Annotated in this window: 12 protein-coding genes; all 12 read left to right on the top strand. The window is 70.7% G+C overall.

What is annotated here, in order from left to right:
* The 12 genes from ACWCP6_RS21870 (at position 1) to ACWCP6_RS21925 (ending at position 12655) form a co-directional block, all read left to right on the top strand.
* On the top strand, positions 1 to 312 hold the full coding sequence (locus ACWCP6_RS21870; RefSeq protein WP_450934156.1) for an STAS domain-containing protein: 312 nt from the start codon (positions 1 to 3) through the stop codon (positions 310 to 312).
* Positions 305 to 823 carry an ATP-binding protein gene (locus ACWCP6_RS21875; RefSeq protein WP_450934157.1) on the top strand — a complete coding sequence of 173 codons (519 nt, stop codon included), beginning with the start codon at positions 305 to 307 and terminating at the stop codon, positions 821 to 823. The genes ACWCP6_RS21870 and ACWCP6_RS21875 overlap by 8 nt, the downstream gene beginning before the upstream one ends.
* Positions 824 to 837: 14 nt before the next feature.
* The gene (locus ACWCP6_RS21880) at positions 838 to 2088 is read left to right on the top strand and encodes a PP2C family protein-serine/threonine phosphatase (protein ID WP_450934158.1); all 1251 of its coding nucleotides are present in this window, start codon (positions 838 to 840) and stop codon (positions 2086 to 2088) included.
* A complete protein-coding gene (locus ACWCP6_RS21885) occupies positions 2088 to 2849 on the top strand; it encodes a MinD/ParA family ATP-binding protein (protein ID WP_450934159.1) in 762 nt (253 codons plus the stop codon). The genes ACWCP6_RS21880 and ACWCP6_RS21885 overlap by 1 nt, the downstream gene beginning before the upstream one ends.
* A 16-nt stretch (positions 2850 to 2865) precedes the next feature.
* A complete protein-coding gene (locus tag ACWCP6_RS21890; RefSeq protein ID WP_450934160.1) occupies positions 2866 to 4188 on the top strand; it encodes a sugar phosphate nucleotidyltransferase in 1323 nt (440 codons plus the stop codon).
* 65 nt (positions 4189 to 4253) lie between these two features.
* Positions 4254 to 5489, top strand: coding sequence for a glycogen synthase (gene glgA, locus ACWCP6_RS21895; RefSeq protein WP_450934161.1), 1236 nt, complete (start codon positions 4254 to 4256; stop codon positions 5487 to 5489).
* Between the two features lie 127 nt (positions 5490 to 5616).
* Positions 5617 to 6357 (top strand): type 1 glutamine amidotransferase domain-containing protein, encoded by a 741-nt coding sequence (locus ACWCP6_RS21900; protein ID WP_450934162.1) that lies wholly within the window; start codon positions 5617 to 5619, stop codon positions 6355 to 6357.
* Between the two features lie 34 nt (positions 6358 to 6391).
* Complete coding sequence (locus ACWCP6_RS21905) at positions 6392 to 7876, top strand: aldehyde dehydrogenase family protein (RefSeq protein WP_450934163.1); 1485 nt, start codon at positions 6392 to 6394, stop codon at positions 7874 to 7876.
* A gap of 276 nt (positions 7877 to 8152) precedes the next feature.
* Positions 8153 to 8776: an NADPH-dependent F420 reductase gene (locus ACWCP6_RS21910; protein WP_450934164.1), complete on the top strand. Its 624-nt coding sequence runs from the start codon at positions 8153 to 8155 to the stop codon at positions 8774 to 8776.
* Positions 8777 to 8809: 33 nt separating this feature from the next.
* Positions 8810 to 9355 (top strand): (2Fe-2S)-binding protein, encoded by a 546-nt coding sequence (locus ACWCP6_RS21915; protein WP_450934165.1) that lies wholly within the window; start codon positions 8810 to 8812, stop codon positions 9353 to 9355.
* 7 nt (positions 9356 to 9362) lie between these two features.
* On the top strand, positions 9363 to 11777 hold the full coding sequence (locus tag ACWCP6_RS21920; protein ID WP_450934166.1) for a xanthine dehydrogenase family protein molybdopterin-binding subunit: 2415 nt from the start codon (positions 9363 to 9365) through the stop codon (positions 11775 to 11777).
* Positions 11774 to 12655 carry an FAD binding domain-containing protein gene (locus tag ACWCP6_RS21925; RefSeq protein ID WP_450934167.1) on the top strand — a complete coding sequence of 294 codons (882 nt, stop codon included), beginning with the start codon at positions 11774 to 11776 and terminating at the stop codon, positions 12653 to 12655. Before ACWCP6_RS21920 ends, ACWCP6_RS21925 begins: the two co-directional genes overlap by 4 nt.
* Positions 12656 to 12706: the final 51 nt, after the last annotated feature.

A 12706-nucleotide genomic window follows, 5' to 3' on the forward strand; every position in this document is an offset into this window, starting at 1 on the left:
ATGCCGCTTTCCGTATCCCTGTCCGTCGCCGGCGACGTCTCGGTGATCGAGCTCTCCGGCGAGCTGGACGCCCACACCGCGCCCGAGTTCCACCAGACCATCGAGAAGGCCGCCGGGCACGGCACCGGCACCGTGGAGATCCGGATGCACGCGGTGAGCTACATGGCCAGCGCCGGGCTGCGTTCCCTGGTCTTCGCCCAGCAGAAGGTGGCCGACGGCGTGACCATCCGGGTGGTGGGCGCCAGCGAGCCGGTGGCCCGGACCATCCGGACCGCGGGCCTCGACCGCAGCATTGTGCTGGCCGATGGATGAGGTGGTCCAACTGACCGCGCGGGCACCCGAGTTGCGGGTGCCCGCCGCGCTCGGGGCGCTGAACGACATCGCCGGGTACGTGCTGGCGCTGGCACGCAGGGCCGGACTCCCCGGCCCCCTCGCCTACCGTCTGCGGCTGGCCGTGGACGAGCTGGCGACCAACGTGGTGACGCACGGGTACGGCGGCGGGGGCTGCCCCGGCAGCGGAGGCTCCTCCGGCGGCCCGGCCGCCGCCCCCGGTGACATCGTCGTGCGCGGCGGCTTCGACGCCGACCGCGTCTGGGTGCGGATCGAGGACACCGCGCCCGCCTTCGACCCGCGTGACGGGCGGCTCGCACCGACCCCGGGGGTGCCGCTGGAGCGGCGGCGCATCGGGGGCCTCGGCGTGCACCTCGCGCTCACCAGCGTCGACGAATTCACCTACGCCTATCTCGACGGACGCAACATCAGCACGCTCGCGGTCCGCACCGGACCCGGACGACCGACGGGCGGCGCGTCCGCACGACCTTGAGAGCAGGACGCCACATGCCCACCACGACGGTGCTCATCGTCTCCGAGCGCCCGCCCCCTCCCCAGGAACTGCTCGACGCCCTGGAGGGCGCGGACGCCACCCTGACCCACCGGACGCTCGCCCAGCTGCGCAGCGGGCCCGTCGCCGCGCTGCCCGCGGCCGACGTGCTCATGGCTCCGGCGCAGAGCGAGCCCGCGGCCGTACGGGAGGTGGTGCGGCGACTGCGCGAACGCGGCGGGTCGCCCGTCGTCGTCGTGTACGCCGAGTCGGACTTCGAGGCCCTGGGGGCGCACATACGGCTCGGCCACGACTATCTCGTCCCGCCCTTCCTGCCCGCCCTGGTGGGGGCCCGGCTGACCAGCTGCTCCGGGCGCGCGGAACTCGGCCGCTCGGTCCAGGAGGCCGACGACCGGGCCGAACTCATCCGCTACGAACGAGAGCTGGAGATCGGCCGCGAGATCCAGGCCGGCTTCCTGCCCGACGCGCTCCCGGTGCCCGACGGCTGGGAGATCGACGTCATGTTCCGGCCGGCCCGCCAGGTCGCCGGCGACTTCTACGACGTCTTCGAGATGGTGCATCGCAGGCGCCTGGCCATCGTGGTGGCCGACGTGTGCGACAAGGGTGTGGGCTCCGCACTGTTCATGGCGCTGATCCGCAGCCTGCTGCGGCACACCGCGGAGCACAGCGGCCTGCAGCACCTGGTCGCCGCAGGGCCCGCGATGGCCACCGAGCGCGCCGGCATCCCCGTGGTGGGTGCCACACCGCTGCTCAACGCGGTCACCGCCACGAACGGCTACCTCACCCGCAACCATCTGCGCCAGGGCTACTTCGCCACCCTGTTCTTCTGCGTCCTCGATCCGGCCACCGGCAGCCTCGTCTACATCAACGGCGGCCACAACCCGCCGCTGCTGCTCGACGCCGACGGTGGCGAACCGATTCCTCTGGAGACCACCGGGCCGGCCGTGGGCGTTCTGCCGGACTGCACCTACGCCCTCGGATACGCCCAGCTCGACCCGGGCGACACGCTGTTCGTCTACACCGACGGGGTGCCGGAGGCGCGCTGTCCCCGGGGCCGGTTCCTGGGCGAGGAGCGGATGCTGGAGCTCCTGTCCGGGCCCGCGCCACGCGGCCGGGTGGCTCTCGAACGTCTCGACGAGGCGGTGCGCGCGCACACCGCGGAGGGCGAGCAGCACGACGACGTCACCATGCTCGCCCTGCACCGTCCGCGCACCGGCCGGCCCGCACCCGTCACGGCGGTGGCGTGATGGCCCGTACCGTCGTGGTGCACTCGCACCGCGGAGGCACCGGCAAGTCGACGATGCTCGCCAACATGGGCCTCCTCGTCGCGGCCGAGGGCCGGCGCGTCGCCCTCGTCGACATGGACATCCAGTCGCCGACCCTGGACGTCCTGTTCGACCTGCCGCCCGAGGAGTGCTCGCTCACCGACTATCTGCTGGGGCGCTGCGAGATCGAGGACGCCGCGCACCGGGTGGGCCCGGAAGGGCTCTACCTGGTTCCCGCCAGGACCGCCACCTCCTCGCTCGGCGAGATCATGGCGACCGGGTACGACGTGGGCCTGCTCCCCGAGGCCTTCAGCCGGCTGGCGGACTTCTACGACCTGGACGTCCTGCTGCTGGACACGCACGCGGGACTCAACAACGAGACGGTCACCGCCATGGCGAGCGCCGACGTACTGGCCATCGCACTGCGCGCCGACCGCATCGACCTGGCGGGCGCCGAGGAGATCGCGCCGCTCGCCCGGCAACTCGCCTGCCGTCGCGCCCTGGTGGTGAGCATGGCCCCCGAGGGCGTCGACCCGACGATCATGCGCCAGAAGGCCGAGAGCGCATATGGCGCGCCCACGGCCGGAATTCTGCCGTACGTCGCTGAACTCGCGGCGCTCGGTGGTGAGCAGATATTCGCGGAAGCCTGCCCCGGTCATCCACTGGTGGCGGAATTCCGGAAGATCATTTCCGCACTCGTTCCACCGGACCGAAAGGCTCCGCAGGAACGGGCGGAAGCGTAGGGAACAGGGAAACCAGATGGAATCGATACCGGCAATAGCCCTGGCCGGCGGCCAGGGTGTGCGGGCCCGTCCGATCACCCTCAATTCCGCCGACTACCTCAGAAGCAAGGCGGCCATGCAACTGGCAGGACATCCCCTCATCGAATGGGCGGTCACCTCGCTCAGGAGCCAGGGGGTCCGGCAGTACTACATCGTCGCCAACGGCCGTGAGAACCGTGCCCAGACCAAGGCGATCCTGGCCCACGGCGAGCAGCACGGTGTCAGCGTGCGCTACTCCAGGACCCGCTTCGACCACGAGAACACGGGCAGTGGCGAGGCCACTCTGCGCTGCCTCGAGTACTGGGACCTGACCGGACTCGCGCTGGTCTTCCCGACCGACTCCGTCTTCGACTTCGACCTCGGAGCCATGGTCCGTGCGCACCGCGCGGCCCGCGCCGACGTCACCGTCGCCACCGTGCCGCGCCCCGGAGCGGAGGCCGCGGGCAAGTACGGGGTGCTGGAGGTGGGTCCGGGGGACACGGTCAGCGGCTTCCTGGAGAAGCCGTCCCTCGACGTCGTCCGGTCCATGACCTGGGGCAGCGTCGACGACCCGGTGCACACCAACGCCGGGATGTACCTGATCGACTGCGACCGGCTGCGCATGGCCGTCCGCGATCCCGGTCTCGCCGCGCTAGCCCGGCGGCGGCTCGACTGGGGCGGCGACCTGCTGCCGTACCTGGTGCGGCGGGGGCACCGGGTGCTGGCTCATCCGATCGCGCGCTTCGGCGACCTGGGCAGCCCACGGGACTATCTGGAGACACTCAAGGACGTCCTGCTGGACCGCTACCCGCTGCTGACGTCCGAGCTCGGCGGGCCGGCCGGGCCCGACGGCGGCCATCGGATCCACGCGTCGAGCCTGGAGATGAAGGACCAGGTCAGCGGGCGCACCCTGGCCGAGAAAATCGAGGACGGCAGCGTCCGGATCGGCCCCGGGGTGCGGATCGGGCGTGATGTCGAGATCGGCCCCGGCGTCCTGCTCGTCGAGTCCGACATCGGCGACGGCGTCGACATCGGCGAACAGAGCACGCTGCGCGGCGTCGCCTGCGGCGACCACAGCATCATCGGCCCCGGAGCCCGGCTCACCGACGTGTTCCTCGGCTCCATGGTCGACGTGCGCTCCACGCTCCAACGGCCCGTCGTGCTCGACGACTATTGCGCACTGGGCGACGAGGTGCGGGTGCGGCCGGGCACCCGGCTGCGGGGGGTGAGCGCCTTCCCGCGGCTGGAGATCGGGCCGGGCGCGCGCATCCCGCAGGGCACCAGCCTGTCCGGCGTGCGCGATCTGCTGCGATGCCTGTGACCGGGGCATCCGGCGCCTCCCCAGTACCCGACGAGCCCGCCGTGCGCGGAAAGGAGTCCACACGTATGCGCGTTGCCCTGCTGACCAGGGAGTACCCACCCGAGATCTACGGCGGGGCGGGGGTGCACGTCGACCAGCTCGTGCGCCATCTGCGCCATCTCACCGACGTCGACGTGCACTGCTTCGGCGCGCCCCGCACCGAACCGGGCGTCTTCGCCCACCCCGAGCCCGAGACCCTGCGCGGCGCCAACGGCGCCCTGCGGGCCATGGGTGTGGAACTGGCGATGGCACAGGCGGCGGGCGGTGCGGACGTGGTGCACAGCCACACCTGGTACGCCGGCCTCGCCGGGCACCTCGCCAAGCTGCTGCACGGCGTGCCGCACGTCGTCACCACGCACAGCCTGGAGCCGCTGCGGCCCTGGAAGGCGGAACAGCTCGGCGGGGGCTACGAGTTGTCGACGTTCAGCGAGCGGACTGCGCTGCTCGGCGCCGACCGTGTGGTCGCCGTGTCGTCGGCGATGCGCAAGGACGTCCTGCGCTGCTACCCGGAGCTCGACCCGGAGCGGGTGACCGTCATCCGCAACGGCATCGACACCGGTGTCTACCGCCCGGACGAGGGCACCGACGAGCTGACCCGCCTCGGCATCCGCACCGAAACGGACGACGTCAGGCACACCGTCGTCTGCATCGGCCGGCTCACCCGGCAGAAGGGTCTGATCCATCTGCTGCGGGCCGCGCCCAGGCTGCTGCGCGGCACCCAGCTGGTGATGGCCGTCTCGGCGCCCGACACACCGGAGATCGACCGTGAGTTCGCCGAGCTGGCGGCCGGGCTGCGGGAGGAGGGCTGCGACCTGGTGTGGATACGGCAGCAGCTGTCCCTGCGCGCAGTGCGCCAACTGCTGACCTTCGCCGATGTGTTCGCCTGCCCCTCGGTGTACGAGCCGCTGGGCCTGGTCAACCTGGAGGCGATGGCGTGCGGGACGCCCGTGGTGGCGACGGCGACCGGGGGCATCCCCGAGGTCGTCGACGACGGGGTCACCGGACTCCTGGTGCCCATCGCCCCGGACGACAGCGGAACCGGCGATCCGGTCCAGCCGGAAATGTTCGCCAAGGACTTCGCCGACCGCATCAACACCCTGCTCGCCGACCCCGACAAGGCCGCCCGCATGGGCAAGAACGGCCGCAAACGCGCGGAACGCGAATTCACATGGAGCGCGGTCGCCGAACAGACGCACACCATCTATACGTCCATCCGGAATCCAACCCCGAGTTCATCCGGAAGCCACGTGCATGAAAGGTGAATCACCGCACGTGACGAAGTATCGGGAGTTCGAGTAAAGACTCTCGAAAAAGAGCGGTACGGCGTGGTCAAATCGAAGACGCCGGACCGAGGCAGCACCATTGCCATTCGCGAAGGAGAGAACAGCCGTGAAGATACTCGTCATCATGACGGCCAAGGCCACGCTCCACCTCCTGGACGGGGAGCAGCACCCGTCCGGCTTCTGGGCGGAGGAGTTCGTCGTCCCCTACAAGATCTTCAAGGACGCCGGCCACGTCGTGGACGTCGCCACCATCGGCGGCAGGACCCCGTCCGTCGACCAGACCAGCATCGACCCGCAGTTCCTGCAGTACGTCCGCCCGCAGGGCTCCGAGAACCACGACGCGGAGTACGCCGCCGAGTACGTCCGGGCCATCGACGCCAATTCGCAGCTGAAGAGCCCGATCGCGCTGGAGAGCCTCAGCGAGAAGGACATCGCGGGCTACGACGGTCTGTACATCAGCGGTGGGCACGGTGCTATCGGTGACCTGCCCAAGTCCGACGAACTGGCGCAGATCCTGCGCTGGTGGCTGGCGAGCAACAAGCCGCTGGCCACCGTCTGCCACGGCCACACCTCGCTGCTCGCGCTGCGCGACGGCGAGGGCCACTGGCCCCTCGAGGGCTACCGGATGACCGCGTTCTCGCACGCCGAGGAACTGGTCACCAACATGGCCGGACGGCTCCCGTTCATCCTCGAGGCGGAGCTGACCCGGCTCGGCGCCCGGTACGAGAAGGCCGATCTGATCTGGGACTCGCACGTCGTGGTGGACCGGAATCTGACGACCGGGCAGAACCCGTACTCGTCCAAGGCGCTCGCCGAGACGTTCCTCGAACAGCTCGGCGCGGCCTAGGCCGCACGCTTCGACCCCCCACCGGAAGGCAGTCATGACCAAGCTCGCTCTCAGCGACCATCCGTTATCCGACCCCGGCAAGCTCTTCATCGACGGCGACTGGGTGGCGGCCCGCGACGGCCGCACCGAGCCGACCGTCAGCCCCATCGACGGGCAGGAGATCGCGCCCGTCGCCCAGGCCGGTGAGGCGGACGCCGACGCCGCGGTCAAGTCCGCGCGCGCCGCGTACGACGACGGACCGTGGCGGCGGATGGCCGACCACGAAAGGGCCAGACTGCTCACCCGCGTGGGGGAGTTGATCGAACGCGACAACGACGAGATCGCCCTGCTGGAGACGGTGGACATGGGCAAGCCGTTCGCCTTCTCCAGCACGGTCGACGTCCCGATGGCCGCCCGGCTGCTGCACTACTACGCCGGCGCGGCCACCCGGATGGACGGTGCCACGCGCGCTCCCGCGGGCGGACAGCTCGCCTACACCCTGCGGGAGCCGCTCGGCGTCGTCGCCGCGATCACGCCGTTCAACTTCCCGCTGCTGCTCTCCATGACCAAGATCGCGCCGGCCCTCGCGGCCGGCAACACCGTCGTGCACAAGCCGTCCCCGGCGACTCCGCTCACCGCCCTGAAGATCGCGGAGTTGTTCCAGGAGGCCGGCGCCCCCGACGGGGTCCTCAACGTCGTCACCGGGCCCGGTGTGGAGCTCGGCGAGACCCTGGTCGAGCACCCGGGCATCGACAAGATCGCCTTCACCGGCTCCACGGCCGTGGGGCAGGGCATCATCCGCAAGGCCGCGGCGACCCTGAAGAAGGTCACCATGGAGCTGGGCGGCAAGTCGGCGAACATCGTCTTCGAGGACGCCGACCTGGACGCCGCCGAGGAGCTCGCCTTCTTCGGCATCTTCTACAACAAGGGCGAGATCTGCACCGCCGGCTCCCGGCTGCTGCTGCACCGCTCGGTCCACGACGAGATGGTGGAACGGCTCGTCGCCCGCGCCGCCGCGCTGAGGCCCGGCGACCCCCGCGACCCCGAGACCCTGTTCGGGCCGCTGGCCCACCGCGGCCAGTTCGAGAAGGTCGGCTCGTACGTGGAGCTCGGGCGCAAGGAGGGCGCGACCGTCCGTGTCGGCGGTGAACCCTGGGTCCCCGAGGGCGCGTCGCACGACGGTCTCTACTACCTGCCGACGATCTTCACCGGCGTCGACAACTCCATGCGGATCGCGCAGGAGGAGATCTTCGGGCCGGTCCTCTGCGTCATCCCGTTCGACACCGAGGAGGAGGCCGTGCGGATCGCCAACGACAGCGCCTACGGCCTCGCGGCAGGCGTGCACACGACCGATCTGCGCCGGGCCCACCGCGTCGCCGCGCAGATCCAGGCGGGCACGGTGTGGGTCAACTGCTACAACCAGTACGACCCCGCCGTGCCGTACGGCGGATACGTCGCCTCCGGCTTCGGCCGCGAGTGCGGACCGGAGTCCCTGGAGAGCTACAGCCAGACCAAGTCGGTCTGGGTCGGCATGGACTGACCCGCCGTCGTGGAGCGGCTGTGACGGCCCCCGCCGGGTGCGCGGCGGGGGCCGTCCGGCATGCCCGGGCACGGCCGGCCTGGTGGCCCGCCGGGCGCCGACCTCACCCAGTACGGCACCGAACCTCACCAAGTAATTTCAGACTTGACCAAGTGTGGCTGGAATGGGGTGCGTCGCTGGTTCGGACCTCAGGTCGTCCGCAAGTATGTGTTGGCCATAGGAATTCAGTCACGCGCGTACCGGCAATTCGGTAATGACATGTGAGGTGCTGCTCGGATGAAGACTGGTGTCATCGGTGCCGGCCGCATCGGATCCACACTCGCCCGGCTGTTCGTGGCGGCCGGGCACGAGGTGAGGATCGCGAATGCGAGCGGGCCGGAGCGGCTCGGACCGCTGCTCGGCGAACTCGGTCCCGCCGCGTCCGCCGGCACCCCCGACGAAGTGGCGCGGCAGTCCGAACTGCTGGTGCTGATGGTGCCGTTCCGCAGCGCCCAGGGTCTGTTGTCCCCCGCGTCCGTCGAAGGAAAAGTGCTGGTGGACGCCATGAACGCCTTCGGTTCCGGAGGGCTGCCGCTGGACCTCGGCGACCGCGGATCCAGCGAGCTCGTCGCCGAGTGGTACCCCGGGGCGCGCCTGGTGAAGTCGCTCAACACCATGTACTTCGAAACCCTCGCCACCGCGGGGCGCGCCGCCACGGACACCGGAGAGCGGCTGGCGCACTATGTCGCGGGAGATGACGGGGAAGCCAAGAAGACGGTTTCCGGAATTATTTCAGAATTGGGATTCGCGCCGCTCGACACGGGTTCGCTGCACACCGGTGGGCTGCTTCAGCAGCCCGGCGGACCACTCTTCAACAAACCGCTCACCGAACGGCAGGCCCATGTCGTCCTCGGATTCTGAAAGACCCCTGACAGGTTGGAAAAGGGCGTGGTCATGAAGATATCCCTGCATGTGAACGGGGCCCTGGAGGAAGTCGAGGCCGAGCCCGGTGAACTCCTGGTGGAGCGCCTCAGGGACGGCCTCGGGCTGACCGGCACCAAGGTCGGCTGCGACACCGGCCAGTGCGGCACCTGCGTCGTGCAACTCGACGGCAAGTCGGTCAAGAGCTGCCTGCTGCTCACCGTCCAGGCGGACGGATCCGAGGTCACCACGATCGAGGGGATAGGCGAGGGCCGTGAGCTGACCGGCCTCCAGGAGGCGCTGCGGGCCGAGCACGGCACCCAGTGCGGCTTCTGCACCCCGGGCATGATCATGGCCCTGAGCGAACTCGTCGGCGACCGGGCCGATGCCCCCAAGCCCTCGGCTTCGCTCGAGCAGGCAGGACGCCCGGCGCCCACCGAGCACGAGATCAGGGAGTGGCTGACCGGCAACCTGTGCCGCTGCACCGGTTACCACAGCGTCGTCCGCGGGGTGCAGCGCGCCTGCGCCCCGACCGTCGAAGAGCAGGGCGAACCCGTCGCCCCGGCGGCGAAGGAGTGAAGTCGTCATGACCACAGCGGAGGAACGTTCCACCGGCACCACGGGCGGCCTGCTCGGCACACCGCTCGACATTCGCGAGGACGAGCAGCTGCTGCGCGGTGAGGCGACCTACGTCGCCGACGTACGGCTCCCCGGCATGGCGCACATGGCCATCCTCGGCAGCGACCAGGCCCACGCCCGGATCAACGGCATCGACACCTCGGCGGCCGAGGCGATGCCCGGCGTCCTGAAGGTCGTCACCGCGGCCGATTTCCCCGATGTCATGCCACTGCCGTGCATCTGGATCCCCGGCGGTGTGGAGAGCCACTTCCCGCCGCACCCCTACGGTCTGCCGGGCGCCCGGCCCGTGCTCTCCGGCGACGTCGTCCGGCACGTGGGCGACGCGATCGCCGCCGTCGTCGCGGAGACCCCGAAGCAGGCGGCCGCCGCACTGAAGGCCATCGTCGTCGACTACGAGCCGCTGCCCGTCGTCACCCGCGCCGACAAGGCCATCGAGGACGGCGCCCCGCAGCTGCACGAGGCGGTGCCGAAGAACCTCAACGCGTACTGGACGTGCGGCGACAAGGACCGCACCGACCGCAACATCGCCGACGCCGAGGTCGTCGTCGAGCTGGACCTCGTCAACCAGCGCACCATCAACAGCCCCATGGAGCCGCGCGGCGCCGTCGGCCACTACGACATCACCACCGGCGACTACACGCTCTACGCCTCCACCCAGGGCCCGCACAACCACCGCTTCCTGCTGGCCGCGCTGGTCCTCGGCATCCCCTTCAACAAGCTCCGCGTCGTGGCCCCCACCGTCGGAGGCAGCTTCGGCACCAAGGGCTACCTCTACCCCGACATGGCACTGGTGCTGCTGCTGTCCAAGGCGCTGAACCGGCCGGTGAAGTGGGTCGACACCCGCACCGGCCTGATGAACTCCACCGTGCAGGGCCGCGACCACCGCCAGCACGCCGTCATCGCCGGCACCCGCGACGGCCGGATCACCGCCGTCCGCTGCACCAGCTACGCCAACCTCGGCGCCTACCCCTCGACCATCGGCCCCGGTGTCGCCACCGCCCTGATGGGCCGCAGCATCACCGGCATGTACGACGTCGACGCCGCCTTCTGCGAGGTGTACGCGGCGTTCACCAATACCGTTCCGCTCGGTGCCCAGCGCGGCAGCGGACGCGCCGAGGCCGCGTTCCTGATGGAGCGGCTCGTCGACAAGTACGCCGACGAGATCGGCATCGACCCCGCCGCCGTACGCCGGAAGAACCTGGTGCCGGCCACCAAGTTCCCGTACGACAACGGCCTCGGCTGGACGTACGACTCCGGTAACTACCAGGAGAACTTCGAGAAGGCCCTCGAACTCGCCGGGTACGCCGACATGGACCTGCGCAAGGCCGATGCCCGCCGGCGCGGCAAGCGGCTCGGCGTCGGCATCGCCACCTACGTCGCCATCTGCGGTGTGGGGCCGTCCACCCGTATGTCCCAGGAGGGCATGCTCGGCGGCACCTGGGAGAGCTGCAACATCCGGGTGCACCCCACCGGCGAGGTGACGGTGACCGTGGGCTCGGCGTCCACGGGGCAGAGCCACCAGACCGTGTTCGCCCAGGTCGCCGCCGACCAGCTCGGCATCGACCCGGCGACCGTCCAGGTCCTGGAGGCCGACACGCTCAAGGCCCCGTACGGCCAGGGCACCTACGGCAGCCGCTCCTACAGCATGGCGGGCCCCGCGGTCGCGCTCACCGCGCAGAAGATCAAGGACAAGATGCGCCGGGCCGGCGCCGCGATGTTCCATGTCTCCGAGGACAAGGTCGTCTACGCCAACGGCAAGGTGTTCGTCGAGGGCGACGAGGAGAACGCCAAGTCCTTCTCCGACATGGCCATGGCCCTCTGGTACGGCTGGAACCTCCCGCACGAGATCGAGCCGGCCCTCGACGAGACCACCCACTTCGACCCGCCGGACTTCAACTACCCGTTCGGCACCCATGTGGCGGTCGTCGAGATCGACGAACTCACCGGCGAGACCGAGGTCGTCGGCTACACGGCGGTCGACGACGCGGGCAACATCGGCAACCCGAAGATCGTCCAGGGCCAGATCGAAGGCAGCATCACCCACGGCCTCGGCCAGGTCCTCATGGAGGCCGCGCAGTACGACGACGACGGCCGCCTGCTCACCTCCGACCTGCGCAGCTACGCCCTGCCGCGGGCCGCCGACGTGCCGCACTTCACGCTCGACAAGACGGTCACCCCGAGCCCGCACAACCCGCTCGGCGCCAAGGGCGCGGGCGAGATCGCCACCGTGCCGCCGGCCGCCGCCGTCACCAACGCCGTCGTCGACGCGCTGTCCGACCTGGGCGTGCAGCACATCGACATGCCGCTCACGCCGGAGAAGGTGTGGCGCACGCTGAACGGGACGTCAGGAGCAGCCCAGTGATCCTCACCGACTTCGACTACGTCAAGCCCGCGACGCTCGGCGAGGCCACCGCCCTGCTCGCGGCCGAGGGAAGCCGCGTCCTCGCGGGCGGGCAGTCCCTCCTCGTCGACCTGAGAACGGGCGAGGGCACGGCGGACCGGCTCGTCGACATCCGCGGCATCGCCGCCCTGCGCGGGATCCGGCGCACCCACGACGGGCGGCTGCACATCGGCGCCCTGACCACGCTCGCGGAACTCGCTGCGCACCCGCTGGTACGCAGCGAGGCCCCCGCGCTCGCCGAGGCCGCCCAGGCCAACGGCGACCCGCAGGTCCGCAACCTCGGCACCGTCGGCGGGAACCTCGCCGCGACGATGGGGGTCCCCCCTGCTCGAGCGGCGTCGAGCGCTTGGGGGAAGGCGACCGACCTGCCGGTCGCGGTGCTCGCCGCCGATGCGACGCTGCACCTCGCCGGGCACGGCGGCCAGAGCACCCTGCCCGCCGATGCGTACGCCCGGGACGGTCTGCCCGAGGACACCATCGTCACCTCCGTCGAACTGCCGGTGCGCCGGCACACCTGGCGCAGCGCCTTCGAGAAGACCGCCGACCGCGCCACCCGCTATCCGGTGTGCGCGGTGGCGGTCCGGGCGACCCGTGCCCCCGACGGCACGGTCACCGGCCTGCGCATCGCGGTCACCGGAGCCACGGCGCGCGTGACGCGGCTGCACGGCGTCGAGGAACTGCTGACCGGCGGACCCACCGGCACCGACGAGGTGCTGGCCGCCTTCCGCACCCAGCCGGGGGACCTGTTCGTCCCCGGCCGGGGCACATCGGCCGAGTACCTGGGCCATCTGGCCGGGGTGCTCACCGCACGTGCCCTGGCCAGGGCCACCGCCGGCTAGGTCCGTTCGTCGGGGGGTGCGCCGCGCTGTAGGCGGCACACCGAACGACCG

This window comes from Streptomyces sp. NPDC002004 (assembly GCF_053593975.1).